The organism is Microvirga sp. BSC39 (assembly GCF_000739015.1).
In the GTDB taxonomy this organism is placed as follows: Bacteria; Pseudomonadota; Alphaproteobacteria; order Rhizobiales; family Beijerinckiaceae; genus Microvirga.
Map to the genome: position 1 here is coordinate 174,109 of NZ_JPUG01000078.1, position 24,779 is coordinate 198,887.

The following is a 24,779-nucleotide window of genomic DNA, read 5'->3' on the forward strand; positions in this document are numbered from 1 at the left end:
CCCTGTCAACGCGCGGGAATCATTTCTTCCTCTTAAGGAATCAGGCTCCGATGACCCACGGCGCATCCACCACCATCGACCCCGCCGAGGTCGCCCGTTTCGATAAGATCGCCGACACCTGGTGGGACCCGAAAGGACCCATGAAGGTCCTGCACAAGTTCAATCCGGTGCGTCTGGCCTATATCCGCGACGAAGCCTGCCGCCGCTTCGGACGCGACCCCCGTTCGGCGCGCTCGCTCGAAGGGCTGACCATTCTGGACGTGGGCTGCGGCGGCGGCGTGCTCTCCGAGCCGCTCGCACGCCTGGGAGCAAGCGTGACGGGGCTCGATCCCGCCCCCACGAACATCTCCGTCGCCCGCCTCCATGCGGAGCGTGCAGGGGTGGCGGTCGATTACCGCAACGACACGGTGGAGGCGGTGGTCGCCAGGGGGGAGACCTTCGACATGGTGCTCGCCATGGAGGTGGTGGAGCACGTGGCCGACCGGCAGGCTTTCGTGCAAGCCTGCACCAAGGCCGTGAAGCCAGGGGGGGTTCTCGCCATGGCGACGATCAACCGGACCCTGCGCTCCTTCGCGTCCGCGATCGTCGGAGCCGAGTACATTCTGGGCTGGCTGCCCAAAGGCACTCACGAATGGGACAAATTCGTCACCCCCGAGGAGCTGAGAACCGCCATCGAGGGTGCGGGCTTCCGGGTCGATGACCTCAAGGGCGTCGCCTACAGCCCGCTGCGGGACAGCTGGTCGCTGTCCCGCGATACGGCCGTCAATTATATGCTGCTGGCCTCGAAGGCTTGAGCGGGATTTCCCGCGGGGCGAGGCTGAGGAGCAGGAAGCCTGCGAGCGCCGACAGGATGGAGCCCATGAGAACACCGATCTTGGTGGCATCTCCCAGCTCCGGCTGGCCCGGGAAGGCGAGCGCACCGATGAACAGGCTCATGGTGAAGCCGATCCCGCACAGAAGCGCGACGCCGTAGCATTGGACGCGCGTCGCGCCGGCCGGCACATCGGCAAGGCCGAAGTGAATGACGGCATGCGTGAAGCCATAAACACCTATCTGCTTGCCGATGAAGAGACCCATGGCGATGCCGAGGGGCAGAGGGCTCAAGAGTGCGTCCAGGGAGAGTCCGGAGAGCGACACGCCCGCATTGGCGAGGCCGAAAATCGGAATGATCCCAAACGCAACAGGGCTATGAAGCGCATGCTCCAGCCGGTGCAGCGGCGCATCCTCGGCTCGCGTTTCCTTCGGCTTGGCATGAAGCGGGATTGTGAGCGCCAGGGCAACGCCTGCGAGGGTCGCATGGATTCCGGATTTCAGGACGAAGAACCACAGCACGGCACCCACGGCGAGATAGGGCAGGAGCGCCGTCACATTGAAGCGATTGAAGGCGATGAGCACGAGAAGGCAGATGCCGGCTGCACCCAGCATCGCAACGGAGAGGTCGCTGGTATAGAAAAGGGCAATGATGATGATCGCGCCGAGATCATCGAGGATCGCCAGCGCCGTCAGGAAGATCTTGAGGGAGGTCGGCACCCGGGAGCCGAGGATCGCCAGCACGCCGAGCGCGAAGGCGATGTCGGTGGCGGCCGGGATCGCCCAGCCCTGGCGCAGATGCGGCTCGTTCCAGGTAATCGCTAGATAGACGATAGCCGGCACGACCATGCCGCCCAAGGCGGCGACGCCGGGCAGGATCCGCCGCGGCCACGTGGAGAGCTGCCCGTCGAGCATCTCCCGCTTGATCTCGAGGCCCACCAGCAGGAAGAACACCGCCATGAGCCCGTCGTTGATCCAGTGTAGGACGCTGAGACCCAGGACATAAGTCTTGAGCAGGCCGAAATAGGCGTCTGCCAGGGGCGAGTTGGCGATCACGAGGGCGATCACCGTCACGCCCATGAGAATCATGCCGCCGGAGGCCTCGCTGTCGAAGAACCGGCGCATCAGCGAGATGCGTCGGGTGGGCCTCAAGTCGCTCTTCGGCAGATCCATACCTGTCTCCTTTTGAACCCAACCGGTCATAAGGCGAAATGTTCGAAGGGAAAGCGCCGAGCGCCCTTTTCCCATCACAAAACCAGGAGCAACCCCGCGAATTACACCGTCTTAGAGGCTACACGCCGACGCCTCGTGCCGAGCACCGTATCAAGAGTGACAGGCCTATAGTCCCAGGCATCCACGCCCACATCGTATTGCCGGGTCTGTGGCCTGAGCTTGCCGTGCGAATGCCCGTGCAGGTCGATCCAGCCGCGGCCCATGTTCTTCCAGGTGCGGAAGGCGTAGTGGCACATCACCACCGCCTGCCCATCGAGCATCAGTTCGGCGTAAGATTGCACGCTCTCCCAGCCTTTGGCCGCAAGGGTCGCCGCACCGTCGTTGTTGCCGGTGATCAGGTGCTTGCGACCGTTGAGAACTCCCAGCAACTCGTCGATGCGCTCCGGACGCACATGCAGGGCGAAGTCCCCCAGATGCCAGACCTCGTCGTCGGGCGAGACGACCTCGTTCCAGCGGATGATGAGCGCCTCGTCATGCTCGGGGATCGTCTTGAACGGGCGCTTGTCGATGCGCAGCACCCTGGGGTCGCCGAAATGGGTGTCGCTGGTGAAGAAGACGGTCAAACGCAATCCCTGAACTGCCGCTCAGGCACAGATGGGGCATGAGCCGGAAAGGTCGAGATCACAGGCAGACGAGCCGGTAATGTCCGAGAACGTCCTGCAAGCGATGAGCATCATCGAACGTGAGCTGGACGATGAAGCGCTCGACGCAGGGAAAGTCCTGGCGCTCGAACAGAAATCTCCGGTCCTTGTCCTCAGCCGATCCCACAGCCTTGAAGCCTTGCGAACTCAAGGTTTCGACCACGCTCTCTTCCCTGCTGCCCGGAGGCAGGTTCCGACGAAGCTGCTCCGTCATCGTGCGACTCACCTGATCCCATTCCGCAGGATTTCTGCGCACCGGGAGATCCCCAAGCAGGTCAGGGATGGGCTCCGGTCGGAGCATCCAGAACGCCACGCCGAGCAAGGCTGCCAGGATGATGGAAGAAGCGGCCGCGAACTTGAGGATCAGGGTCGTGATCTTCAGTTCCGGTCATCCGGCACGACCGGCAGGGGCAGCACGTCGATGCCTTCCTCCAGGAGCGCCTTGGCCTCGGCGAGATCCGCCTCGCCGTAGATGGAGCGCTCCTCCGTCTCGCCGTAATGCATCTTGCGCGCTTCCTCGACGAAGTCCTTGCCCACGTTCTCGGAGTTCCTCATCACGTGCTCGCGCAAGGCCCGCAGGGCCGCCCGCAGTTCGCGCTCCCGGTCCGAGAGAACCGCCATGGGCTGGGGCTCTGGAACAGGAGCCACCGGCGCCTTATCCGTGCGTGCGACGGAAGGTGCCATGATCTGCTTCTCGACCTTGGCGGAGTCGCAGAACGGGCAGGTCACGAAACCGCGCTTGCGCTGCGTCTCGAACGCTTCGCTCGAAGGAAACCAGCTCTCGAACTCATGGGCCTGCTCGCAGGCCAGGGCGTACTTGATCATGTCCGGTTGAGACGTAAGGACTCAGGCTTGGAAAGGGAAGGGGATCAGGCAGTGGCGGCCCGATCCGTCTCGATGGTGGGCACGACCTCGACCTTGAACGGCCGGGCATTCTTGAGCGTGGGAATGCGCCCGCGCACCTCCGCCACGAGGGCGGTGTCGATCTCGGCCAGGAACACGCCGGGCTCCGTGCCGCCTTCTGCCAGCACGCGGCCCCAGGGATCGACGATCAGGGAGTGACCGTAGGTCTCGCGCCCATCCTCGTGGAGCCCTGCTTGCGCGGCGGAGATCATGAAGGAGCCCGTCTCGATGGCGCGAGCCCGGTGCAGCACGTGCCAGTGCGCCTCGCCCGTCTGCTTGGTGAAGGCGGCCGGGGCCGACAGGAAGGAGGCGCCGTTCTCGGCGAGAGCCTTGTAGAGGGCGGCAAAGCGCACGTCGTAGCAGATCGTCATCCCGAGATAGCCCCAGGGCGTCTCGGCGGCCACGGCCGAGGCACCGCCCGTATAGGTGGCCGATTCGCGCCAGCTCTCGCCGTTCGGCAGGTCCACGTCATAAAGGTGGATCTTGTCGTAGGATGTGATGACCTCGCCGTCCTGGTCGATCAGGAAGGCCCGGTTGGCGACCTTGTCGCCCTCCTTCACGGCGATGGAGCCGATCTGGATCACGATGCCCCGCTCCCGCGCGACCTGGCGCAGAGCTGCGAGTACCGGATCCTGCGCCTCCGGCCCGACTTTGTCGAACAGTTCCGCCCGATCCCGGCAGACGAGCGACGTCATCTCCGGCGTCTGGGCGAAATGCGCGCCCTGGTCGGCCGCCTGGCGCACGAGGGCCACGGCATCGTCGCGGTTCTTCAGGACATCGCGCCCGGAACGCATCTGGATGCAGGCGGCGGTGAAGCGGGTCGGGCTCATGAACTATCAGTCTCCGTCAGGCCTGCAATAAAGGCTCAAGCTGGCCCCTGTCATCAAGATCATACAGGTCATCGCAGCCGCCAACATGCTTTTCGCCGATAAAAATCTGCGGAACGGTGGAGCGGCCCTTGGCCTTCTGGATCATCTCGGCCCTGGCTTCGGGCTTCTTCTCGATGTCGATCTCGGTGAACTCGGCGCCCTTCTCGGCGAGAAGTTTCTTGGCGGCCGAGCAATAGGGGCACCAACTCTTCGTGTAGATCGTGATGGCAGGCATCGTCAGACAATCTCCTGTGGTCGGGAGGGGATATAGGAAGCTTTGCGCCTCCGTCACAACTCCTTCACCACCCGGGCGAAGGCCAGAACGTCGACGGAAGCCGCCCCGCCGCGCAGGAGCGCCCGGGAGGCGGCGTTGGCTGTGGACCCGGTGGTCAGCACGTCGTCGATGAGGAGCACCCGCTTGCCTTTCAGCCGCGCCTTCACTTCGGCGGGGACGCGGAAGGCCCCTTGCAGGTTCTCCTGCCGCTGCGCCTTGGTGAGCCCCACCTGCCGCCGGGTGCGCTTGACGCGGGCGAGCAGGAACGGATCGCAGGGCACGCCGCTCTCGGCCGAGACGGCTTTCGCCAGCGCCATGGCTTGGTTGAAGCGCCGCCACCAGAGCCGCCAGCGATGGAGCGGCACGGGCACGATCACGTCCGCGTCCGCCAGCAACTCCATCCCGGCGCGCGTCATCCTCCCGCCGAGCGCACGGGCGAGTTCGAGGCGGTCATTGTATTTCAGGCGGTGAATGAGGAGGCTCGCGGTGCCGTCATATTCGGCGACGGCCCGGGCCCGGTGAAACACCGGCGGGTCGGCGATGGCAGCCGGCGAGAGCAGGGGCTGGCCGAGATCGACGGCAAACGGCGTTCCGAGCCGCTCGCAATAGGGACGTTCGATGAAGCGCACCCCCGACCAGCAGACGGCGCAGAGTGTGTGGGGCTCCCCCGTGGCCGCCTGGCAGGCGATGCAGGTCGACGGGTAGAGCAGGCCGAGCGCCGAGCGCCAGGCCTCCCGCGCTCCATGACGGAGGCGGGCGCGGAGCTGGATCGGCTCAACGTCGAGGGGCTCGCTCATGGGCGAAGCTTAGCCGATGAGTTTGAGAAGGGCGAGAAAGGATCATTTGGAGTTATAGGGTCCTGGTGTCATTCCCGGCCGGAGCGCAGCGGAGGGGAAGGGAATCCACCCGCACACTCGGCGCTATGGATCCCTTCCCGGTCCTGCGGACCGCCGGGGATGACAAGGGCGTGTACCTAAAAAATCCTTGGTTCCTGAGCCCGCACACGCCATATCCAGCGCCTCATGAGCACGCCTCTTGTCTTCGACCGCCCCCTCGTCCGCCGCCGCATGGCCCGCGCGATGCGCCAGCGCTATGCCGATTTCCTGCTGGTCCGCGCCGTTGAAGACCTGGAGGAGCGGCTCTCGGCCGTGCTGAGGGAGTTCCCGCTCGCCCTCGATGTGGGCACCCCCACAGCGGCCGCAGCAGGAGCCCTGCGCCGGAGCGGGCGCGCCGGGACGGTGATCCGCCTGTCGCCGGTGCCGGAGCCGGGGAGCATCCTAGGCGACGAGGAGCGGCTGCCGTTTTCCGGCGAGCGCTTCGATCTCGCCGTGTCGCTCCTGTCCCTGCATTCGGTGAACGACCTGCCGGGCTCCCTCATCCAGATCCGGCGCGCCCTCAAGGCCGACGGCCTCTTCGTCGGAGCGCTGCTCGGCGGGAACACGCTCACCGAGCTGCGCCAGTCCCTCACGCAAGCCGAATCGGAGCTGGAGGGCGGCGTCAGCCCCCGGGTGGCGCCCTTCGCGGACCTGCGCGACATCGGCGGCCTGCTCCAGCGCGCGGGCTTTGCCCTGCCGGTGACGGATTCCGATATCGTCCGGGTGCGTTATGCCAATGCCTTCGCGCTCATGCGCGACCTGCGCCAGATGGGGATGACCAACGCGCTCAACGACCGCCGCCGGATCCCGCTGCGGCGCGCCACCCTGATCCGGGCGGCGGAGATCTATGCGGAACGCTTCGGCGAACCGGATGGCCGGATCCCGGCGACCTTCGAGATCGTGTGGCTCTCCGGATGGACGCCCCACGAGAGCCAGCAGAAGCCCCTGCGCCCCGGCTCCGCCAAGGTGCGGCTGGCCGATGCCCTCGGCGTAAAGGAGGGCGCGCCCAAGTCTGAGAAGGATTAGCCGGCCCGCTCGCGCCTTGGGGTGCAACCAGGTTGCCCTATCTTCATTCTCCAGAGAGCCTGTCTTGGAGAAGGAAGCGCCATGAAGGAGCCCGGCCCGGATCATCCGATCACCATCACGCAGAACCCGCACCGCATCCGGGTCATGCTCGGCGGCTTCATCGTCGCGGAAACCACGCAGGCGCTCACCCTGCAGGAGGCGAATTACCCGCCGGTGCAGTACATCCCCCGCGAGGATGTGCACATGGACCTGCTGGACTCCACGGATCACCACACCCATTGTCCCTACAAGGGCGAGGCCTCCTATTTCACCGTCAATGGCGGCGGGCTCGTGCGGGAGAATGCGGCCTGGAGCTACGAGGAGCCGTTCCCCTCCGTGGCCACCATCAAGGAGCATCTCGCCTTCTATCCGAACAAGGTGGATGCCATCGAGGAGTTCAAGGATTAGGGCCTTTCTCCTAAGGACGTAACGGATCCGGGTTGCTGCTTCGGCAAGCACGAGGCATCTTCGGCGCACACAAATCCCATCTCGGGAAACACCCATGTCGCCGTTCACCTTCAACACCGCTCCGTCCCTGGTCTTCGGTTCCGGCAGCATCGCACGCTTGGGCGAGATCGCGGCCCAGCGTCTCGGACCCCGGGTGGCGCTCGTCACCGATGCCGGTCTCGTGAAGGCCGGGCTCGTCGCACCGGCCCTGCACGCGCTGGAAGAGGCAGGCGTCGCCGTCGACGTGTTCGATGCGGTCGTGGCCGATCCGCCGGAAGACGTGGTGCTGGCTGCTGTCGAGAAAGCGAAGGCATTCGACGCGCGCGCCGTGATCGGCTTCGGCGGCGGCTCTTCCATCGATGTGGCAAAGCTCGTGGCGCTGCTGGCCGCCAGCGGCGAGAGCCTGCCCGACATCTATGGCGTGGGAGCCGCGAAAGGGCCGCGACTGCCGCTGCTCGCCATTCCCACCACTGCCGGCACTGGGTCCGAGGTGACGCCGATCTCCATCGTGACCACCGGGGCGCACGAGAAGAAGGGTGTGGTCTCGCCTCTCATCATTCCCGACATCGCGCTGCTCGATCCCGAACTCACGCTCGGTCTTCCATCTCATGTAACGGCAGCCACCGGCATCGACGCGATGGTGCATGCCATCGAGGCCTATACTTCGACGAGCGCCAACAACAATCCGGTGTCGCAGGCGCTCGCCAAGGAGGCGCTGCGCCTGCTCGGGCGCAACATCGAGCGCGCGGTGCACCAGGGGCAGGATGTGGAGGCGCGCTCCGCCATGCTGCTGGGCTCCATGCTGGCCGGTCAGGCCTTTGCCAATTCGCCGGTCGCCGCCGTGCATGCCCTGGCCTATCCCATCGGCGGGCATTTCGGCATCCCGCACGGGCTTTCCAACGCCCTCGTGCTGCCGCACGTGCTGCGCTTCAACGCGAGCGCCTGCGAGGCGGCTTATGCGGAGCTCGCCCCATACTCTTTCCCGGAGCTCGAAGGCCGCGCGACGGGATCGGCCTTCGTCGAGGCTTTGGCCTCCCTGTGCAAGAAGGTGGGCTTGCAGCCGCGCCTGCGCGATGTGGGCATCCCGCAGGATGCGGTGCCGATGATGGCCGAGGATGCGATGAAGCAGACGCGTCTGCTCGTGAACAATCCGCGCCCGCTCACCCTTGAGGATGCGCGCGCGATCTATGAAGCGGCCTGGTGAACGGCACCATGTCGGACCGCCCCTCACGCCCCGATCGTTCCGCCTTCCGGCTGTTTCGCCCCATCGCCACGCGCTGGATGGACAACGACGCCTACGGGCACGTGAACAACGTGCATTACTACTCGTATTTCGACAGCGCCGTGAACGGCTGGCTTGTCGAGAAGGGACTCCTCGCGATCACCGAAAGCCCGATCATCGGCCTCGTGGTGGAGTCGGGCTGCACCTATTTCGAGAGTGTCGCCTTCCCCGACGCGCTGGAGGCCGGCATTGCGGTGGCGCATCTCGGGCGCTCGTCCGTGCGCTACCGAATCGGAATCTTCAAGCAGGGTGCTCAAGTAGCCGCCGCGCAGGGGCATTTCGTCCATGTCTATGTGGATCGTGACACCCAGAAGCCGGTGGAGATTCCGCGCGAGACCCGCGTCATGCTCAGCGAGCTGACTTGAACCGCCCGCTCAACGACACGAGAGCCACGCCCGACAGCACGACGGCGCCGCCGATGATCTCGCGCAACCCAATGGTCTCGTTAAGGAACATGACGGCGAGGACGGCGGTCCAGACCGGCTGGAGATAACCGACCATCGAGGCCCGGGTCGGACCGGCGCGACGGATGAGTCGCATGAAGAGCAGGATCGGCAGGGCGGTGGAGACGATGCCGAGCGCCAGCAGCGAAGCCGCGCTGTTCGGCACGCCCGCGAAGGCGGACGGGCCTGCGACGACGAGTGCCAGCACGGTTGCCGGAATGGCCGAGCAGATCTGCTGGCCGAGGGCGAGGCGGGCCGGGTCCGCCTGCTTGATGGAGCGGACATAGAGGTTCGCGGTCGCATAGCTGAGAGCGGTCGCCACCATGGTCATCGCGCCCCAGGCGCTGATGCCGCTGTCCGGCAGGGCGGCAGGTCCGATGAGGATGCCCATGCCTGCAATGCCGACGATAACCCCCACGAAGCGCTGCGGGGTCAGCCGCTCGTCCGCGTAAAGCAGGTGCGACAGGACCGCGACGATGAGCGGCCCGGACGCCTGGATCATGGCCGCCGGTGCGGTTCCGATCTGGGTCAGCGCATGCGCCACGAGGACGTTCGGAATCCAACCATTGAGCGCGCCGAGCACCACCCAATGGTGCCACTGTCCGTTGTCGGGGCGGATGCTCTTGGCCTGCACACCGAACCAGACGAGGAGGGCGGATGCACCGACGAGGCCACGGATGGAGGCAAGCACGAAGGGGTTTATGGTTCCGCTCAGCTTGATGAACAGGAACGAGGTGGACCACAGCATCGAGCAGACGAGGAGGTTCGCCGCCAGGAAGACTGGAGTCGGGGCTGTGGGAAGCGCTGGTGCTTCGCCAGGTGTGGCGGACATGCGCGATCTCAGGCCAGGAGATCGACGAGAAAGGGGATCAGCGGCTCATCGGCCGGCGGCATGGGATAGGAGCGCAGCTCCTGCGGCTTCACCCATTTCAGCCCCTGTCCCTCCAGGGGCTGCACGAAGCCTTCCCAGCGGCGGCAGATATAAAGCGGCATGAGCAGGTGGAAGGTCTCGTAAGCATAGCTCGCAAAGGTCAGAGGCGCGAGGCAGGGCTCCTTCACGGTGATCCCGAGCTCCTCGCGCAGTTCGCGGATCAGCGTCTCCTCCGGCCGCTCGCCCGGCTCGACCTTGCCGCCGGGGAACTCCCACAACCCCGCCAGCTGCTTTCCTTCCGGACGCTGCGCCAGAAGGATGCGGTTGTCGGTGTCGATCAGGGCGACGGCGACGACGAGGGTGAGCTTGAGTGAGGACACTAATCTTGAACCGGGAGGTTGGTATGTTTCATTCGAGCCGCTCTCATATCCTGATTTTCATCTTGAGGCGAACCGGCAGCCTGAGCTTGACAAAGGTAACTTCGGAACGCAACTTGGGATGGTATAACGAAGTATGTTCCGGGGCATCTATGCGTAAATTTCCTGTAGCAACTCTCAGCGTTTTCATTGCTCTGGGAGCCAACGCTCAAGCGCAGGACTGTTCCGTCACTCCAATGTCCTTCAACTCGCATATGGCCAACATTGAAGGCGAGATGACCGTGAGGGCTGGGAAAGGCTGCGGCTTCGGCCTCAACGGAATTCAAGGGGCGATCACCGAAGCGACCATCGTCCAGAAACCGAAGGCGGGCATGGCTGGTGTGCGTGGCATCATGCCCTTCTATGTGGCCAAGCCCGGCTATCAGGGAGCGGACGAGTTCTCCTACGCGATCATCGGAACGGATCAGTATGGCGGACCGATGAGGGTGACCACGAAGATGAAGGTTACCGTCGTACCCTGATCAGGGCATTGTCACCGAGCCGCCTGTTCCCGTGCCGCCGGTGGCCGACCCGCCGGTAGACCGGGCGGACGATGTGCCCTGCACGCTGACTCTCGTCTTCGTTCCGTGTGCTCCGATGCCGAGGGCAACGCCTGCGCCGGCTCCGTTGAGAAACGCAGTCACGGGAGCCTGCGCGAAACCTGCCGCGACTGGCGTGTAGCGGCCGGGGCGCTCCTCCAACAGAACCACATTGGTCGGCGGGGTCACCCCATCCCCGGGGTTGGATACCATCGCGACGCGCTGGTTGGTGGACAGGACGCTCTCACGAACCGTCATGGTGTTGCAGGCGGACACCAGGAAACCCAAGAGGCAAACAGCGGCGATACGGGACTTGGGAGGTGCTTCTGCCGGCATCGACGATACTCCCGGATCAGGTCTCTGCTGAATCTAGGCAGGGCTCGGCACGATAGCCAGAAGCTATGCTGGATATTCTGTAACCCTTGGTCAGTACCTCCTAGGCCCAAGGCGCTGAAGTGCCAAGGCTGTTCGGTTAATGGCCTAGTGCACTGCCATCTTGGCAATAATAAATTTGATTTAATCGTTGTGAACAAAATCGAGTTGTTATAGTTTTCGCGGCAGTCGGGGTAGTAATCGCCGTCCAATGCTTCCCTGAAGGCGGGATATCTTCAAATCACGGGGCAATATTCACATCCGAAAGCTATGGGCCATTGGAATTTCTATGGTCTTGGCATGAAGGAGAGAAGCCATGGATTTCCCTAAGATCGCACGATATGCGTTGATTACTGCTTTCCTTGCCGGCAGCTCATCTTTTGCTCTCGCACAATCGACAGGCGGATCTGCCAGAGGCGGTGACGCCACCAGCGGCGATGCCACAGGCGGGAGCGCCTCCGTCGGAGGAGGCGATACCGGTGGTACAGGCGGCGGTGGAACCGCAACCGGAGGGAGCGCCACCAGCGGCGAGGCTACAGGTGGAGCCGGCACCTCCGATGGCTCCGGGGGCACCGCTACGGGCGGCAATGCGACCAGCGGCAACGCCACGGGCGGCAACGCGTCTGTCGGCGGCAGTGGTGGAGGTACGGCCACAGGCGGAAACGCCACCAGTGGTAATGCCACGGGCGGTGCCGGCAGTGTCAGTGGCGGCACGGGCGGCGGCAGCGGAACCGGCGGCAGCGCCACGAGCGGCAATGCCACCGGCGGAAATGCAAACGTAAATGGCAATGTCGGCGGTGAGGCGATCGGCGGGTCCGCTCTCAGCGGGAACGCTCTGGGCGGTGCAGGCAGTGTGACCGGCAGCGGCAGCGGCGGCGGCACGGCCACGGGCGGCAGCGCCACGAGCGGGACCGCGCTCGGCGGTGCCGCTTCCATCGGCGGTGCCGGCGGCGGCAACGGCGGCAATGGAGGCACGGGCGGCGGTACGGCCGCACCCGTGATCAACACGGATCGCAGTTCGGACTAACAGGTCGAAGAGGCGGCTCGGCTGAGGCTGAATGTCGGCCGAGCCGCTTCCACATGGTCCTTGCAGGTCAGCACCGGAGGTGCGCCATGAACCGGGGAATCCTAGCTGTGCTGCCGTTTATGGTTGCATTCTGCTTCTGGCCTCACGATGGAGGTCTTGCCCAAGACGGGCCTGCTCCCCGGCACCAACCCTTCCATCCCGGAACGGCCATAGGCGGCACGGCTCGCGGCGGCGATGCAGTGGGAGGCAGCGCCCGCGGCGGAGACGCCCAAGGCGGACGGGCTGTCGCCGGTCGGTCGAATTGCGAGTCGGCCCTCGTCAGAGGGGCTGACGCCAGGGGGCTCGTTGCGGCGGGTGCCGGCGCACGAGGCGGTGATGCAACAGGCGGGGACGCGATAGGATGCAGCGCCAAAGGCGGGGATGCCGTCGGCGGCAGCGCTACGGGCCGCTCCAACTGACCCGCCGCTCGGCAGGCGGCGTTCGAGCCGGGATCAGCTCCGGTAGTCGCCGTTGATCTCCACATAGGCCTTGGTGAGGTCGCAGGTCCACGCGGTCGCCTCGCCGCGGCCGAGGCCGAGATCCACCCGGATCGTGATCTCGTCGCCCTTCATGTAGGCGGAGGTCCTGGCCTCGTCGTAGTCCGGATCCCGGGCACCCTTCACGGCGACGCGGATGTCGCCGAACCAGATCGCGAGCTTGTCCCGCTCGGCGGGCTCGCCGGCTTTGCCCACCGCCATGACGACGCGACCCCAGTTGGCGTCCTCGCCCGCCACCGCGGTCTTCACCAGGGGAGAGTTGGCAATCGCCATGGCGATGCGCTTGGCGGACGTTGCGCCCGTGGCGCCGGTGACCTTCACGGTCACGAACTTGCGCGCGCCCTCGCCGTCGCGGGCAACCTGCTGGGCCAGATCGCACAGGAGGCCCTCCAGCGCCGCGCGGAACTCCTTGAGGCGCCGGTCGCTCGGCAGCGAGATCGTGGGCGCTCCCTTGGCGGCCGCCGTGCCCGTGGCGAAGAACAGGAGCGTGTCCGACGTGGAGGTGTCGCTGTCCACCGTCACGCAGTTGAAGCTCTTGTCGGCACCCTTCTTCAGCAATGCCTGCAACGCGGGAGCGTTGATCGGCGCATCGGTGAAGATGAAGGAGAGCATGGTCGCCATGTCGGGGGCGATCATGCCGGCGCCCTTGGCGATGCCGTTGATCGTCACGTCCACGCCGCCAATCTTGGCCGTGCGCGTCGCCACCTTCGGGAAGGTGTCGGTGGTCATGATGGCCTTGGCCGCGTCGGTCCAGCCGGTGGATTTTGCCTTCTTCTCGCAGGCCGCGAGAACGCCCTGGAACTTGGTGGCGTCGAGGGGCTCGCCGATGACGCCGGTGGACGCGATGAAGATCTGCGAGGCGCGGCAGCCTGCGGCCTCGGCGGCGATGTCGGCGGTGAGCTTCACCGCTTCCGCGCCCTTCTTGCCGGTGAAGGCATTGGCATTGCCGGAGTTCACCACCAGCGCCCGCGCGATGCCCTTCGCCAAATTCTTGCGGCACCAGTCGACCGGCGCGGAGGGGCATTTGGAGCGAGTGAAGACACCCGCGACAGTCGTGTCCTTCGGCAGCGTCACATAGAGAACGTCCGTCCGGTTCTTGTATCGGATGCCGGCTTCCGCGGTGGCGATCCTGATGCCCTCGAGGGAGGGAAGCGTCGGGAACGACGTAGGCGCGAGCGGAGACACGGTCTTGGACATGGAGGATCCGGACAAGAGCTGTTGGGATACGACGTTGCGAGCGCGACCTGTGGTTTTTTAAGGCTTTTTGTCAAGTCAAAGCTTCACCGAGCGTCCCTGCCGCAACGCGGAACGACCCCTCGCGCCTGCCGTTGACCCGGTCTCAAGAACAACGGAGGCCTTCCGTGACAGGCAAGCACCCCAAGACCCAACCCCAGGACCGCCCCCGCAGCGATCTCGACGTCGATCCCGGCATCGGTCGGTCGAAAGGCTCCACCATGGCCGGCGAGGATCCCCGCGACCTCGACGGCGGCTCGACCTTCCAGGGCGACGTGGAGAACCAGACCAACCGCGAAGGCGGCGTCGATCCGAACCGCATGGGCCGGACGAACAAGTGACATTGCCCGGCCGGGCAATGTCACTCCGAAACGAAAAGGGCAGCCCCCGGGGCCGCCCTAAACTCTTCTGAAGCTGAAAACCTTACGGCTGCTTCTGCTCGACGAGGTTGCCCTTGGCGTCCAGGCGCTCGACCTTGGCGTTCTTGCGCAGGCCGAGGATCAGGTCCTGCTGGGCCTTGCGGGCGAGGTAGGTTTCCACCTGGTCCTTGGTCTCCTCGAAGGTCGGAGCCGGCTTGTTGCGCTTCTCCTCGACCTTGATCACGTGCCAGCCGAACTGGCTCTTGACGGGATCGGAGATCTGGCCGGCATCGAGCTTGAAGGCCGCTTCGGCGAAGGGCTCGACCATGCGGTCCTTGGTGAAGAAGCCGAGGTCGCCGCCGTCGGTCTTGGAGCCTGGGTCCTTGGAGACCTCGCCGGCCACCTTGGCGAAGTCCTCGCCGCCCTTCACGCGGGTTGCGATCGCCTTGGCCTCATCTTCGTTCTCTACCAGGATGTGGCGGGCGCGAACCTCCTGCTCGGCCGGCACGCTCTTGACGGTCTCGTCATAGAGCTTGCGCGCGGCCTCCGGGGTCACGGCCTTCTTCGATTCCTGCTCGAGATACTCGTCGAGAAGGGTCTTGTCCCGGTTATAGGCGAGCTTGCGGGCGAATTCGGCGCCGCTGCCGACCTTGGCAGCCTCGGCCGCCTTGGCGCCGAGCTTCAGGTCGATCAGGTAGCCGGTGAGAAGCTCGCGCTTCTGCTCATCGGGGACGTTGGGCATCTGCAGGGCCGAGTCCTCGGCCGCGATGGCAAGGTCGCCTTCCGTGATCTCGATGCCGTTCACGCGGGCGACCACCTTGGCGGGGTCGACGGCCGGAACGGCAGCCGCCGAGGTCGCGGGAGCAGGAGGGGTCTGGGCGAGGGCGGGACCGGCCAGGAGCGGCAAGGCGGCGCCGAGGGTCAGAAGGCTCTTCCGGACGTTCAATGAGCGATTCATTCGTGTTTCCTCTGGTGAGCGTGATCGCCCACGGACAGCGACGATCAGATGGCCGAATGTGTTTACGTTTGCAAGAGATGGCATATTTATGTCACAGCATCGCCGCTCGCGGGGTCTTGAACGACCCTCTGGGAGGCCCTTGAGGCTGCGCCACTATAGGCACAGCCTTTAAGATGCACTCCGGCATGATTAGGTCTATAAGGCGGCGCAAACGCTCCTGTCTCTTTACGGAATTTTCGAAGGCTCCCGATGTTCGGCTCTCTCGCGAAGAAAATCTTTGGCTCAGTCAACGATCGCCGGCTGAAGTCCTACCGGCCCAAGATCGCGGCCATCAACGCGATGGAGGCCGAGCTCGAGGCCCTGTCCGACGAGCAGCTCCGCGCCCGCACGGAGGACTTCAAGGCCCAGCTCGCGGCCGGCAAAACCCTGGACGACATCCTGGTACCGGCCTTCGCAACCGTCCGCGAGGCGGCCAAGCGGACCCTGGGCCAGCGCCACTTCGACGTGCAGCTCATCGGCGGCATGGTCCTCCACGAGGGCTCGATCGCCGAGATGCGCACCGGAGAGGGCAAGACCCTGGTGGCGACGCTTCCGGTCTACCTGAATGCGCTCGCCGGCAAGGGCGTGCACGTGGTCACGGTGAACGACTACCTGGCCAAGCGCGACTCGGAGTGGATGGGCCAGATCTACCGCTTCCTCGGGTTGTCCGTCGGCGTGATCGTCCACGGCCTCGACGATGTGGAGCGCGCCCAGGCCTACGCGGCCGACATCACCTACGGCACCAACAACGAATACGGCTTCGACTATCTTCGCGACAACATGAAGTACGAGATGGCGCAGATGGTCCAGCGGGGCCACAACTTCGCCATCGTGGACGAGGTGGACTCGATCCTGGTCGACGAGGCCCGCACGCCGCTCATCATCTCCGGTCCGCTCGACGACCGCTCCGATCTCTATAACGCTATCGACGTGGTGATCCCGCGCCTCGACAAGAGCGATTACGATCTCGACGAGAAGCAGCGCTCCGTGTCGCTCACCGAGGCCGGCACCGAGAAGATCGAGGGGCTGCTGCGGGAGATCGGCCTGCTCAAGGAGGGCGACCTCTACGACGCTCAGAACGCCACCCTGGTCCATCACATGAACCAGGCGCTGCGCGCCCACACCCTGTTCCAGCGCGACAAGGACTACATCGTCCGCAACGGCGAGGTGGTCATCATCGACGAGTTCACCGGCCGCATGATGCAGGGCCGCCGCTATTCGGAAGGCCTGCACCAGGCGCTCGAGGCCAAGGAAAAGGTTCAGGTCCAGCCCGAGAACCAGACGCTGGCCTCCATCACGTTCCAGAACTATTTCCGCCTCTACGAAAAGCTCGGCGGCATGACCGGCACGGCCGCCACCGAGGCCGACGAGTTCATGGAGATCTACAACCTCGAAGTGGTCGAGATCCCGACCAACCGGCCGGTCTCCCGCATCGATGACGACGACGAGGTCTACCGGACGTTCGAGGAGCGCTATCAGGCGGTGATCCGCGACATCGAGGAAGCCTCCGCCAAGGGCCAGCCGATCCTGGTGGGCACCACCTCCATCGAGAAGTCGGAGCATCTGGCCGAGATGCTGGTCAAGGAGGGCTACACCCTCATCGACTTCGAGAACCCGCAGGCCCTTGAGCCCCTCTATCGCGATGCCCGCGCCGGTCGCGGCACCAAGCACTTCGCGGTGCTGAACGCCCGCTTCCACGAGCAGGAGGCCTTCATCGTCGCCCAGGCCGGCGTGCCGGGCGCGATCACCATCGCGACCAACATGGCCGGCCGCGGCACCGACATCCAGCTCGGCGGTAACGCCAAGATGCGCGTCGAGCGCGAGCTTGTCGGCGTCGAGGGCGAGGAGCGCGCCCGCCGCGAGAAGGAAATCCTCGACGAGGTGGCGTCCTTCAAGGAGAAGGCGCTCGCCGCAGGCGGCCTCTACGTGCTCGGCACCGAGCGTCACGAGTCGCGGCGCATCGACAACCAGCTGCGCGGCCGCTCCGGCCGCCAGGGCGATCCCGGCCGCTCAAAGTTCTACCTGTCGCTTCAGGACGACCTGATGCGCATCTTCGGCTCCGACCGCATGGACGGCATGCTGCAGAAGCTCGGCCTGAAGGAAGGCGAGGCCATCATCCATCCGTGGATCAACAAGGCCATCGAGCGGGCACAGGCGAAGGTTGAGGCACGCAACTTCGACATCCGCAAGAACATCCTGAAATACGACAACGTCATGAACGACCAGCGCAAGGTCGTGTTCGAGCAGCGCAAGGAGTTCATGGCGCAGGAGAGCGTGCGCGAGACCATCGACGACATGCGCCACGGGGTGATCGAGGACATCGTCGCCCGCGCCATCCCCGAGAACGCCTATGCGGAGCAGTGGGACGTCGAGGGCCTCAAGGCGAACGTCCTCAACTTCCTCAACCTCGACCTGCCGGTCGAGGAATGGGCCAAGGAAGAGGGCATCGCCGACGACGAAATCCGCGAGCGCATCACCAAGGCGGCCGACGAGGCTTATGCCCAGCGCATCGAGGCGAACTCGGCCGAGGTCATGAACTACGTGGAGAAGCAGGTTCTGCTGCAGAGCCTCGATCACCTCTGGCGCGAGCACCTCGTGACCCTCGATCACCTGCGTCAGGTCATCGGCTGGCGCGGGCTCGCCCAGCGCGATCCGCTCAACGAGTACAAGTCCGAAGCCTTCGAGCTGTTCAACGGCCTGATCGGCCATCTGCGCGAGCAGGTCACGGGTCAGCTCATGCGCATCCAGGTGGTGTTCCAGCAGCCGGAGCCGCAGGAACTGCCGCCCATGTTTGCCCAGCACCTCGATCCGGCCACCGGCGAGAACGAGTTCGACATGCCCCAAGGCGCGGGCTTCGGAGCCGGTTCGGCGCTCGGCTTCGCGGCCGCAGCAGTCACCGAGCCGACGCCGTCCCGCGACCCGAACGACCCCTCCAGCTGGGGCCGCGTCAGCCGCAACGAGCCCTGCCCGTGCGGTTCGGGCAAGAAGTTCAAGCACTGCCACGGGCAGTTCGTGGCTTAAAGCCGCCACACGCTGAACCCATTCCATGAAAAGCCCGGCCTCATGGCCGGGCTTTTCTGCGCCGCCCACCATCTTCAAGTTTCAAAGACCCATGATTCGCATCGAGAACGTCAGCAAACAGAGCAGCCACCGGATCCTCTTCATCGAGGCCTCCGGCACCCTTCAGAAAGGGGAGAAGATCGGCCTCGTTGGCCCCAACGGGGCGGGAAAGACCACGCTGTTCCGCATGGTCACCAAGGAGGAGTTGCCGGACGAAGGCCAGATCTCCGTCGATCGCGGCATCACCATCGGGTATTTCAGCCAGGATGTGGGCGAGATGGCGGGCCGCAGCGCCGCCGCCGAGGTGATGGAGGGCGCAGGCCCCGTGAGTGCCGTGGCGGCTGAGCTGCGCGAACTCGAAGCCGCCATGGTGGACCCGGACAAGGCGGACGAGCTCGACAAGATCATCGAGCGCTACGGCGAGGTGCAGGCCCGCTACGAGGAGCTCGACGGCTATTCGCTGGAGGGCCGGGCGCGCGAGGTTCTCGCAGGCCTCGGCTTTTCGCAGGAGATGATGGACGGCGACGTGGGCGCCCTCTCGGGCGGCTGGAAGATGCGCGTGGCGCTCGGGCGCATCCTGCTCATGCGCCCGGACGTGATGCTCCTCGACGAGCCGAGCAACCATCTCGATCTCGAGAGCCTGATCTGGCTGGAGGAGTTCCTCAAGGGCTATGACGGCGCGCTGCTCATGACCTCGCACGACCGCGCCTTCATGAACCGCATCGTCAACAAGATCATGGAGATCGACGGCGGCTCGCTCACCACCTATTCGGGGAATTACGAGTTCTACGAGCAGCAGCGCGCGTTGAACGAGCAGCAGCAGCAGGCGCAGTTCGAGCGCCAGCAGGCGATGCTCGCCAAGGAGATCAAGTTCATCGAGCGCTTCAAGGCGCGCGCCTCTCACGCCGCTCAGGTTCAGAGCCGGGTCAAGAAGCTGGAGAAGATCGACCGGGTGGAGCCGCCCAAGCGCCGGCAATCGGTGGCGTTTGATTTCCTGCCCGCGCCGCGCTCGGGCGACGATGTGGTCAGCCTCAAGAACGTGCACAAGCGCTATGGCAGCCGCAGCATCTATGAGGGCTTCGACTTCGGCGTGCGCCGGAAGGAACGCTGGTGCGTCATGGGCGTCAATGGTGCCGGCAAGTCCACGCTCCTGAAGCTGGTGGCAGGTGCCACCGCGCCCGACGAGGGGTCGGTGACCATCGGGGCGAGCGTGAAGATGGGCTACTTCGCCCAGCACGCCATGGAGGTGCTGGAAGGCGACCGCACCGTGTTCGAGTTCCTGGAGGACTCGTTCCCGCAGGCCGGGCAGGGATCCCTGCGCACGCTCGCCGGCTGCTTCGGCTTCTCAGGGGACGATGCGGAGAAGAAGTGCCGCGTGCTCTCGGGCGGCGAGAAGGCGCGCCTCGTGATGGCCAAGATGCTCTACGATCCGCCGAACTTCCTGGTGCTCGACGAGCCCACGAACCATCTGGACATCGCCACCAAGGAAATGCTGATCGACGCGCTGTCGAAGTACGAGGGCACCATGCTCTTCGTCTCGCACGACCGCCACTTCCTGGCCGCCCTGTCCAACCGCCTCCTGGAGCTCACGCCGGACGGCGTTCATCAATATGGCGGCGGCTACACAGAATACGTGGCGCGCACCGGCCAGGAGGCGCCGGGGCTGCGACACTGAACCCTGAACATCATACGATTGAAGCTTCGAAGCCCGGCCCCTTGGCCGGGCTTTTTGCTGCGGCGACGCCAGCTTGAGGCAAGCATCGTGAGGGATAAGGCAGGCACCAAACAACCTTTTCGAGAAGCGTCCCTCACAGGTCCTTCTTCGCATTTCCTTTCTCACTTTGCAGGCCGAACCATCATGGCATTGAACACGTCTCTCCCGGTGCTCATCGTTGACGACTACCAGACGATGCTGCGCATTATCCGCAACCTGCTGAAGCAGATCGGCTTCAACGACGTCGACGAGGCGAAGGACGGCTCGGAGGCTCTGGGCAAGCTCAAGGAGAAGAAGTACGGGCTGGTGATCTCCGACTGGAACATGGCGCCCATGACCGGCTTCGAGCTTTTGCAGCAGGTGCGGGCCGACGCGGAGCTGGGCAGCCTGCCCTTCATCATGATCACCGCCGAGGCCAAGACCGAGAACGTGGTCGCGGCCAAGCAGGCCGGCGTCAACAACTACATCGTCAAGCCCTTCAACGCCGATACCCTGCGCTCGAAAATCGCCGCCGTGCTGGGTGAGTAGTCGCCATGCGTCTCCCACCGCCTGTTTCCTTTGACCCCCTGAGCCTGGATCTCCTGGCCCAGTCCCGCGAGAGCATCGCCGCCCGTCGGCATGCCGAGATCATGCGGGGCATGGCTGCGATCCATGCGGCTCTCGAGCCCAGCAGCGGGGCCTCTAAGGCCCTTCTCGACCAGATCCGGACCGATCTGCGCGAGGCGCTCCACCTCAAGGACGAGCTCGACGCCATCACCGAGTCGATCCAGCGTACCAAGCGCGAGATCGCAACCCTGCACTCCCACAGCCCGGGCGGGCAGGTGACCAGCGTCACCGACGAACTCGGAGCCGTGGTGTGCGGCACGGAGGCTGCCACCAACAGCATCCTGGCGGCCGCCGAGGAGATCGACGAGATCACGGGAAAGCTGGCCGCCCAGCTATCCGGCCCCGACGCCGAGATGGCGCGGCAGATCTCAGACCGGGTGATCACGATCTTCGAGGCCTGCAATTTCCAGGACATTACCGGCCAGCGCATCAGCAAGGTCGTGGGCTCCATGAAATTCATCGAGGAGCGCGTGACCCAGATGGCGCAGATCTGGGGCGGCCTGGAAAGCTTCAACGACGTGGAAGCCTTCAAGATGCCGGAGCGGGAAGGGGACGAGGCTCTCCTGAACGGGCCGGCCCTGGACGGCGACCCGAACCGCACCTCGCAGGATGCCATCGACGCCCTGTTCGGGTGACGGAGAACCCGGAGTCCGGAGCCGATCAGCGCCGCCTCACAGGGCGGCGTTTTTCGTCGGTCTCGCAATACCGGGTCGATGCCCCCGAGCGCGGCAGCAAAAAGCCCGCCGGTGAGGCGGGCTTTTCATATTGTGATGAGCTGTCAGGTCAGTTCGCGTTCGCGACCTTCACGGCTGGTCCGGCCTGAGCCCGCTTCTGCAGCACAGGCTTCGCCGCGGGAGCAGCTGGCGCCACCTGCACCGTCTCGGCCACCGGCTGTGCTGCCGAGGTGCTGAAGAGGTCGGCGACGCCGCCGAACATCTTCTTGTAGAACGGGGTCTCGCCGGACGCGGGCGCTGCTGCGGTCGCGGCCACCGGGGCCGTCTGCTGGGTCACGGCCTCCCGGGTCTCGGCCTGCGAGACGGGGACTTCCTTCATGGATGCGAAGGCCAAGGCGGTCGGCGGCGCCTCCGGCACTTCCTTGCCGGTGTCGTTGAGGGCGATCACCCGCGGGCCGGACGAGATGCCCTCGGTCCGGCTCACATAGCCGAGCTTGGTGTCGGTCACGCCCGTGACATTGGCGAGCGCCGTGCGGAAGGATTCGTGCGTGTCGCCATCGTGGTAGACGAGCTTGATCGGCTTCTCGCCCTTGGCGACCAGTTCCGCCACTTCCTGCTCGTCCCGAGCGCGCTTCTGCGTCACCACGGAGGCGGAGTCGGGATCGAGGTTGAACTCGTAGCGACCACGACCGACGGCCACCCGGACCTCGTCCTTCGTGACCTCGAAGGCGTCGGCACCTTCCTTCAGGTTCTTCCAGAAGGCGATGTTCGGATCGAGGCGGTGCTTGGCCAGGTTCTCGGCCGTCATCCGGAACGGATAGGACTGGAACTGGAAGCCGCGCTGGCCGGCGCCGAGCGCCTCGCGGGCGATGGCATAGATCTCGGCCACGTTCTGGTCCGTCATGGCGAAGCAACCGCGCGACGAGCACGAGCCATGGACCATGATGTCACCGCCGTTACGGCCCAGCGAGCGGTCGAACGCGTTCGGATAGCCGGTATCGAACGAGAGGTAGAAATTCGAGTTGGGGTTCATCTGCGCCGGAGTGACCGTGTAGAAGCCTTCCGGCACCTGACGGTCGCCCTCGCGGTTCTTGGGGCCGAGCTGTCCTGACCAGCGGCAGACCGGGTAGGTCTTGAGGAGCGCGTACTTCCCGTTGGAGCCGCGCTTCCAGATCTCCAGCTCCGATTCCTTCTTGTAGGCCCGGATCAGGATCGGGTCTTCCTTGGACATGCCCTTGGTCGACATCAACGCCATGGTGGCTGACGGAATCGGCACAAGGTGGCGCGTGGAGCCACGGGAGAGATTATCGTCCTGGCAGGCAGCAAGCGCGAGCACCAGGCTCGCGGCCAATGCGATACGCTTCATCATGGGGACCCCGCAATTTTTGATCTGCCCGGCGCCTTTGCCGAACAGTTCCCCTTTACCCCTAAATCGTTAGCCTTAACCCGCCCTTACTGCAAGCGGGGCCATGATGGAGTCGTGGTGAATGGAAGGTAAAAAATCCGCCTTTGGCGGCTTTTCAGCCCGTCTCTTTGGAGAGGGCTACTCTCTTTGGAGGTAAAGCGAGGCCAAGGGCGCCGGAGCCCGCCCTTATCAAGCGCACTCCGTCTGTCCTTGGGAGGCCAGATCAGAGCTTGCGGCCGATCGCCAGGAACTTGTCGGCCCGGTGGTCGCGGATTTCGGCCGGTCCCATGTTGCCGAGGTCGTGCAGGGCTTCCTCGATGGCGGTGCCGGCAGCCTCGATGGTGGCCTGCGGATCGCGGTGGGCGCCGCCCACGGGCTCCGTCACGATGCCGTCGATGATGCCGAGCCGCAGGAGGTCCTGGGCCGTGATCTTCATGTTGGTGGCGGCGTCCTGGGCCCGGGCCGCGTCGCGCCAGAGGATCGAGGCCGCGCCTTCCGGCGAGATCACGCTGTAGATGGCGTGCTCCAGCATCAGCACCTTGTTGGCGGTGGCGATCGCGATGGCGCCGCCCGAGCCGCCTTCGCCGATCACGAGAGCGACGTTCGGAACACCGAGCGAGAGCTGCATCTCGGTGGACCGGGCAATGGCCTCCGCCTGCCCGCGCTCCTCCGCCTCGATGCCCGGATAGGCACCGGCTGTATCGACGAACGAGATCACCGGCAGGCTGAAGCGGTCGGCCATCTCCATCAGGCGCACGGCCTTGCGGTAGCCCTCGGGGCGGGCCATGCCGAAATTGTGCCTGATGCGGGTCTCGGTGTTGTGGCCCTTCTCCTGACCCATCACGCAGACCGGCTGGCCGCGGAAGCGCCCGAAGCCGCCGACGATGGCCTCGTCCTCGGCGAACTTGCGGTCGCCGGCGAGCGGGGTGAACTCGGTGATGAGCCCGGCGCAGTAATCGACGAAATGCGGCCGCTGGGGATGCCGCGCCACAAGGGTCTTCTGCCAGGGGGTGAGCCTGCCATAGAGATCCTTCAGGGCATCGGCCGCCTTGACCTCCAGGCGGGAGATGTCATCGGCGATGGAAACGGCGTCCCGGTTCTCACCGAGCGCCCGAAGCTCCTCGACCTTGGCTTCCAGCTCGGCGACGGGCTTTTCGAAATCGAGATAACTGCGCATCGAACTCTATGGGAAAATTGAAGACCGGCGTGGCCCGATAGCCCTGCCGAAGCGGGGCGGACACTGGCGTTTCAGGCAGCCCAAGTCAAGTTGAGCCCTGCTTTAGTCCTGTAAAACGCGGCGGAATCAAGGACAATCAGCCTAGATGCGAGGCGGGAGCCGGCACGAAAACCGGCGAGAAGCGGCGCGAGCGCTGCACGGCCCGCACGGCGCCGGGCCGATAGAGCTGTTTGGTCGCCTCGACGATGTGGAGGCCCGCGAAGGGCAGGGAGAAGCTGGCGCCGACCTGCTCCCAGGCCTGGGCGGTCTGGAGCAGGAAGCGGTTGCGTAAGGGCGGAACGTAAAGGGTCTCGGCCCAGCCCTCGGGAGAGAACCAGGTCTGGCGCATGAGGCTTTTCAGCTGCGAGCGGCTGTAGGGCTGGCCATAGCCGAACGGCGTGGTATCCATGCGGGCCCAGAGCCCGCGCCGGTTGGGCGCCACCAGAATGATCCGGCCGCCCGGCGTGAGAATGCGCCAGATCTCGTGCAGGAGCTCGCTCGGGCTCTCCACGGTCTCCAAGGCATGGACCACGAGAACCCGGTCGATGGAGGCGTCGGGCAGGGGCATCATCAGCGGGTCGACGAGGGCCGAGGCCGAGGCCCCGGTGCTGGGCCAGTTCACCACGCCCTGGTTCGCCGGCATGAAGGCGAGTGTCCGTTCGCTCTCGTCCTTCACGGCCGAGAGGTAGGGCGGCGCATAGCCGAGGCCGAGCACGCGCAACCCGGTCAGCGGGCCCCAGAACCGGTCGATGGCCCGGCCCACGAAGCGGCGCGTCACGGCCCCGAGGGGGCTGGCATAGAAGCCGCGCAGATCGGTGATGTCGATGCTCATGACCTCAACAGGCTGCCTCTCGGGCTCGTCCGACACTGGCAATCGAGGGTTCGGGGTCTGGTTTCACGGGCCGACTGTCC

At 65.2% G+C, this 24,779-nt stretch carries 28 protein-coding genes; 13 read left to right on the plus strand and 15 right to left on the minus strand.

What is annotated here, in order from left to right; genetic code table 11:
* Nucleotides 1–50: 50 nt before the first annotated feature.
* The gene (gene ubiG, locus MA07_RS24880; RefSeq protein WP_036358490.1) at nucleotides 51–794 is read left to right on the plus strand and encodes a bifunctional 2-polyprenyl-6-hydroxyphenol methylase/3-demethylubiquinol 3-O-methyltransferase UbiG; all 744 of its coding nucleotides are present in this window, start codon (nucleotides 51–53) and stop codon (nucleotides 792–794) included.
* Here ubiG and nhaA read toward each other — a convergent pair.
* The 7 genes from nhaA to MA07_RS24915 all read right to left on the minus strand — a co-directional run bounded on the left by nhaA (nucleotide 763) and on the right by MA07_RS24915 (nucleotide 5,527).
* A complete protein-coding gene (gene nhaA, locus MA07_RS24885) occupies nucleotides 763–1,983 on the minus strand; it encodes a Na+/H+ antiporter NhaA (protein WP_036358494.1) in 1,221 nt (406 codons plus the stop codon). The genes ubiG and nhaA overlap by 32 nt on opposite strands.
* A gap of 101 nt (nucleotides 1,984–2,084) precedes the next feature.
* Complete coding sequence (locus MA07_RS24890) at nucleotides 2,085–2,606, minus strand: metallophosphoesterase family protein (protein ID WP_036358496.1); 522 nt, start codon at nucleotides 2,604–2,606, stop codon at nucleotides 2,085–2,087.
* A gap of 58 nt (nucleotides 2,607–2,664) precedes the next feature.
* Nucleotides 2,665–2,898 (minus strand): hypothetical protein, encoded by a 234-nt coding sequence (locus MA07_RS24895; RefSeq protein WP_152569015.1) that lies wholly within the window; start codon nucleotides 2,896–2,898, stop codon nucleotides 2,665–2,667.
* A gap of 164 nt (nucleotides 2,899–3,062) precedes the next feature.
* Nucleotides 3,063–3,509, minus strand: coding sequence for a DUF1178 family protein (locus tag MA07_RS24900; RefSeq protein ID WP_036358502.1), 447 nt, complete (start codon nucleotides 3,507–3,509; stop codon nucleotides 3,063–3,065).
* A 44-nt stretch (nucleotides 3,510–3,553) separates the two neighbouring features.
* Nucleotides 3,554–4,417 (minus strand): carbon-nitrogen hydrolase family protein, encoded by an 864-nt coding sequence (locus MA07_RS24905; protein ID WP_036358505.1) that lies wholly within the window; start codon nucleotides 4,415–4,417, stop codon nucleotides 3,554–3,556.
* Nucleotides 4,418–4,433: 16 nt separating this feature from the next.
* A complete protein-coding gene (grxC, locus tag MA07_RS24910; RefSeq protein ID WP_036358508.1) occupies nucleotides 4,434–4,691 on the minus strand; it encodes a glutaredoxin 3 in 258 nt (85 codons plus the stop codon).
* Between the two features lie 53 nt (nucleotides 4,692–4,744).
* Nucleotides 4,745–5,527, minus strand: coding sequence for a ComF family protein (locus tag MA07_RS24915; protein ID WP_036358511.1), 783 nt, complete (start codon nucleotides 5,525–5,527; stop codon nucleotides 4,745–4,747).
* Between the two features lie 225 nt (nucleotides 5,528–5,752).
* Here MA07_RS24915 and MA07_RS24920 point away from each other — a divergent pair, with 225 nt between their 5' ends.
* The 4 genes from MA07_RS24920 to MA07_RS24935 all read left to right on the plus strand — a co-directional run bounded on the left by MA07_RS24920 (nucleotide 5,753) and on the right by MA07_RS24935 (nucleotide 8,764).
* Nucleotides 5,753–6,631 (plus strand): methyltransferase domain-containing protein, encoded by an 879-nt coding sequence (locus tag MA07_RS24920; protein WP_036358514.1) that lies wholly within the window; start codon nucleotides 5,753–5,755, stop codon nucleotides 6,629–6,631.
* 81 nt (nucleotides 6,632–6,712) lie between these two features.
* On the plus strand, nucleotides 6,713–7,078 hold the full coding sequence (locus tag MA07_RS24925; RefSeq protein ID WP_036358517.1) for a DUF427 domain-containing protein: 366 nt from the start codon (nucleotides 6,713–6,715) through the stop codon (nucleotides 7,076–7,078).
* A 94-nt stretch (nucleotides 7,079–7,172) separates the two neighbouring features.
* Nucleotides 7,173–8,321: an iron-containing alcohol dehydrogenase gene (locus MA07_RS24930; RefSeq protein WP_036358521.1), complete on the plus strand. Its 1,149-nt coding sequence runs from the start codon at nucleotides 7,173–7,175 to the stop codon at nucleotides 8,319–8,321.
* Nucleotides 8,322–8,329: 8 nt separating this feature from the next.
* A complete protein-coding gene (locus MA07_RS24935; RefSeq protein ID WP_036359141.1) occupies nucleotides 8,330–8,764 on the plus strand; it encodes a thioesterase family protein in 435 nt (144 codons plus the stop codon).
* Here MA07_RS24935 and MA07_RS24940 read toward each other — a convergent pair.
* Together MA07_RS24940 and mutT are read right to left on the minus strand one after the other, a co-directional pair.
* Nucleotides 8,748–9,674, minus strand: a complete 927-nt coding sequence (locus MA07_RS24940; protein WP_036358524.1) for a DMT family transporter — start codon at nucleotides 9,672–9,674, stop codon at nucleotides 8,748–8,750. The two genes, MA07_RS24935 and MA07_RS24940, sit on opposite strands and share 17 nt — an antisense overlap.
* Before the next feature lie 8 nt (nucleotides 9,675–9,682).
* Nucleotides 9,683–10,093, minus strand: a complete 411-nt coding sequence (mutT, locus tag MA07_RS24945; protein WP_036358527.1) for an 8-oxo-dGTP diphosphatase MutT — start codon at nucleotides 10,091–10,093, stop codon at nucleotides 9,683–9,685.
* A 23-nt stretch (nucleotides 10,094–10,116) separates the two neighbouring features.
* Between mutT and MA07_RS29815 the strand changes: the two genes are divergently transcribed.
* Entirely contained in the window at nucleotides 10,117–10,611 is a 495-nt protein-coding gene (locus MA07_RS29815; protein WP_152569016.1) for a hypothetical protein, read from the plus strand.
* On the opposite strand, the gene MA07_RS24955 is transcribed toward MA07_RS29815, so the two are convergent.
* Nucleotides 10,612–11,004: a hypothetical protein gene (locus tag MA07_RS24955; protein ID WP_036358534.1), complete on the minus strand. Its 393-nt coding sequence runs from the start codon at nucleotides 11,002–11,004 to the stop codon at nucleotides 10,612–10,614.
* Between the two features lie 352 nt (nucleotides 11,005–11,356).
* On the opposite strand from MA07_RS24955, the gene MA07_RS24960 reads away from it, so the two are divergent.
* Nucleotides 11,357–12,067, plus strand: coding sequence for a hypothetical protein (locus MA07_RS24960; RefSeq protein WP_052003511.1), 711 nt, complete (start codon nucleotides 11,357–11,359; stop codon nucleotides 12,065–12,067).
* A gap of 86 nt (nucleotides 12,068–12,153) precedes the next feature.
* Nucleotides 12,154–12,525, plus strand: coding sequence for a hypothetical protein (locus MA07_RS29820; protein ID WP_152569017.1), 372 nt, complete (start codon nucleotides 12,154–12,156; stop codon nucleotides 12,523–12,525).
* Nucleotides 12,526–12,558: 33 nt separating this feature from the next.
* Here MA07_RS29820 and argJ read toward each other — a convergent pair whose 3' ends face one another.
* Entirely contained in the window at nucleotides 12,559–13,800 is a 1,242-nt protein-coding gene (gene argJ / locus MA07_RS24965; protein ID WP_036358539.1) for a bifunctional glutamate N-acetyltransferase/amino-acid acetyltransferase ArgJ, read from the minus strand.
* Nucleotides 13,801–13,964: 164 nt separating this feature from the next.
* Between argJ and MA07_RS24970 the strand changes: the two genes are divergently transcribed.
* The gene (locus MA07_RS24970) at nucleotides 13,965–14,177 is read left to right on the plus strand and encodes a hypothetical protein (RefSeq protein ID WP_036358542.1); all 213 of its coding nucleotides are present in this window, start codon (nucleotides 13,965–13,967) and stop codon (nucleotides 14,175–14,177) included.
* An 82-nt stretch (nucleotides 14,178–14,259) separates the two neighbouring features.
* On the opposite strand, the gene MA07_RS24975 is transcribed toward MA07_RS24970, so the two are convergent.
* Complete coding sequence (locus tag MA07_RS24975) at nucleotides 14,260–15,153, minus strand: peptidylprolyl isomerase (protein WP_036358545.1); 894 nt, start codon at nucleotides 15,151–15,153, stop codon at nucleotides 14,260–14,262.
* Nucleotides 15,154–15,402: 249 nt separating this feature from the next.
* Here MA07_RS24975 and secA point away from each other — a divergent pair, with 249 nt between their 5' ends.
* The 4 genes from secA to MA07_RS24995 all read left to right on the plus strand — a co-directional run bounded on the left by secA (nucleotide 15,403) and on the right by MA07_RS24995 (nucleotide 21,207).
* A complete protein-coding gene (gene secA, locus MA07_RS24980; protein WP_036358548.1) occupies nucleotides 15,403–18,213 on the plus strand; it encodes a preprotein translocase subunit SecA in 2,811 nt (936 codons plus the stop codon).
* Between the two features lie 91 nt (nucleotides 18,214–18,304).
* Nucleotides 18,305–19,927, plus strand: coding sequence for an ABC-F family ATP-binding cassette domain-containing protein (locus MA07_RS24985; RefSeq protein ID WP_036358551.1), 1,623 nt, complete (start codon nucleotides 18,305–18,307; stop codon nucleotides 19,925–19,927).
* Nucleotides 19,928–20,110: 183 nt separating this feature from the next.
* Nucleotides 20,111–20,494 carry a response regulator gene (locus MA07_RS24990; RefSeq protein WP_036358554.1) on the plus strand — a complete coding sequence of 128 codons (384 nt, stop codon included), beginning with the start codon at nucleotides 20,111–20,113 and terminating at the stop codon, nucleotides 20,492–20,494.
* A 5-nt stretch (nucleotides 20,495–20,499) separates the two neighbouring features.
* Nucleotides 20,500–21,207: a protein phosphatase CheZ gene (locus tag MA07_RS24995; RefSeq protein WP_036358558.1), complete on the plus strand. Its 708-nt coding sequence runs from the start codon at nucleotides 20,500–20,502 to the stop codon at nucleotides 21,205–21,207.
* A gap of 148 nt (nucleotides 21,208–21,355) precedes the next feature.
* Here the strand turns inward: MA07_RS24995 and MA07_RS25000 are convergent, their stop codons facing one another.
* From MA07_RS25000 to MA07_RS25010, 3 genes are all read right to left on the minus strand, one after another.
* Nucleotides 21,356–22,615 (minus strand): murein L,D-transpeptidase family protein, encoded by a 1,260-nt coding sequence (locus MA07_RS25000; protein ID WP_036358561.1) that lies wholly within the window; start codon nucleotides 22,613–22,615, stop codon nucleotides 21,356–21,358.
* A gap of 259 nt (nucleotides 22,616–22,874) precedes the next feature.
* Complete coding sequence (locus tag MA07_RS25005) at nucleotides 22,875–23,828, minus strand: acetyl-CoA carboxylase carboxyltransferase subunit alpha (RefSeq protein ID WP_036358564.1); 954 nt, start codon at nucleotides 23,826–23,828, stop codon at nucleotides 22,875–22,877.
* A 136-nt stretch (nucleotides 23,829–23,964) separates the two neighbouring features.
* Nucleotides 23,965–24,699 carry a class I SAM-dependent methyltransferase gene (locus MA07_RS25010; RefSeq protein WP_036358567.1) on the minus strand — a complete coding sequence of 245 codons (735 nt, stop codon included), beginning with the start codon at nucleotides 24,697–24,699 and terminating at the stop codon, nucleotides 23,965–23,967.
* Nucleotides 24,700–24,779: the final 80 nt, after the last annotated feature.

Excerpts from the sequence above, each read along its gene's own strand:
- MA07_RS29820 (WP_152569017.1), top strand. The coding sequence starts at position 12,154 with ATGAACCGGGGAATCCTAGCTGTGCTGCCGTTTATGGTTGCATTCTGC.
- MA07_RS24905 (WP_036358505.1), bottom strand. The coding sequence starts at position 4,417 with ATGAGCCCGACCCGCTTCACCGCCGCCTGCATCCAGATGCGTTCCGGG.
- argJ (WP_036358539.1), bottom strand. The coding sequence starts at position 13,800 with ATGTCCAAGACCGTGTCTCCGCTCGCGCCTACGTCGTTCCCGACGCTT.
- MA07_RS25005 (WP_036358564.1), bottom strand. The coding sequence starts at position 23,828 with ATGCGCAGTTATCTCGATTTCGAAAAGCCCGTCGCCGAGCTGGAAGCC.
- MA07_RS24900 (WP_036358502.1), bottom strand. The coding sequence starts at position 3,509 with ATGATCAAGTACGCCCTGGCCTGCGAGCAGGCCCATGAGTTCGAGAGC.
- MA07_RS24995 (WP_036358558.1), top strand. The coding sequence starts at position 20,500 with ATGCGTCTCCCACCGCCTGTTTCCTTTGACCCCCTGAGCCTGGATCTC.
- MA07_RS25000 (WP_036358561.1), bottom strand. The coding sequence starts at position 22,615 with ATGATGAAGCGTATCGCATTGGCCGCGAGCCTGGTGCTCGCGCTTGCT.
- ubiG (WP_036358490.1), top strand. The coding sequence starts at position 51 with ATGACCCACGGCGCATCCACCACCATCGACCCCGCCGAGGTCGCCCGT.
- MA07_RS24985 (WP_036358551.1), top strand. The coding sequence starts at position 18,305 with ATGATTCGCATCGAGAACGTCAGCAAACAGAGCAGCCACCGGATCCTC.
- MA07_RS25010 (WP_036358567.1), bottom strand. The coding sequence starts at position 24,699 with ATGAGCATCGACATCACCGATCTGCGCGGCTTCTATGCCAGCCCCCTC.
- grxC (WP_036358508.1), bottom strand. The coding sequence starts at position 4,691 with ATGCCTGCCATCACGATCTACACGAAGAGTTGGTGCCCCTATTGCTCG.
- MA07_RS24930 (WP_036358521.1), top strand. The coding sequence starts at position 7,173 with ATGTCGCCGTTCACCTTCAACACCGCTCCGTCCCTGGTCTTCGGTTCC.
- MA07_RS24960 (WP_052003511.1), top strand. The coding sequence starts at position 11,357 with ATGGATTTCCCTAAGATCGCACGATATGCGTTGATTACTGCTTTCCTT.
- MA07_RS24935 (WP_036359141.1), top strand. The coding sequence starts at position 8,330 with ATGTCGGACCGCCCCTCACGCCCCGATCGTTCCGCCTTCCGGCTGTTT.
- MA07_RS24990 (WP_036358554.1), top strand. The coding sequence starts at position 20,111 with ATGGCATTGAACACGTCTCTCCCGGTGCTCATCGTTGACGACTACCAG.
- MA07_RS24940 (WP_036358524.1), bottom strand. The coding sequence starts at position 9,674 with ATGTCCGCCACACCTGGCGAAGCACCAGCGCTTCCCACAGCCCCGACT.
- secA (WP_036358548.1), top strand. The coding sequence starts at position 15,403 with ATGTTCGGCTCTCTCGCGAAGAAAATCTTTGGCTCAGTCAACGATCGC.
- MA07_RS24975 (WP_036358545.1), bottom strand. The coding sequence starts at position 15,153 with ATGAATCGCTCATTGAACGTCCGGAAGAGCCTTCTGACCCTCGGCGCC.
- nhaA (WP_036358494.1), bottom strand. The coding sequence starts at position 1,983 with ATGGATCTGCCGAAGAGCGACTTGAGGCCCACCCGACGCATCTCGCTG.
- MA07_RS24895 (WP_152569015.1), bottom strand. The coding sequence starts at position 2,898 with ATGACGGAGCAGCTTCGTCGGAACCTGCCTCCGGGCAGCAGGGAAGAG.
- MA07_RS24915 (WP_036358511.1), bottom strand. The coding sequence starts at position 5,527 with ATGAGCGAGCCCCTCGACGTTGAGCCGATCCAGCTCCGCGCCCGCCTC.
- MA07_RS24955 (WP_036358534.1), bottom strand. The coding sequence starts at position 11,004 with ATGCCGGCAGAAGCACCTCCCAAGTCCCGTATCGCCGCTGTTTGCCTC.
- MA07_RS29815 (WP_152569016.1), top strand. The coding sequence starts at position 10,117 with ATGTTTCATTCGAGCCGCTCTCATATCCTGATTTTCATCTTGAGGCGA.
- MA07_RS24920 (WP_036358514.1), top strand. The coding sequence starts at position 5,753 with ATGAGCACGCCTCTTGTCTTCGACCGCCCCCTCGTCCGCCGCCGCATG.
- MA07_RS24925 (WP_036358517.1), top strand. The coding sequence starts at position 6,713 with ATGAAGGAGCCCGGCCCGGATCATCCGATCACCATCACGCAGAACCCG.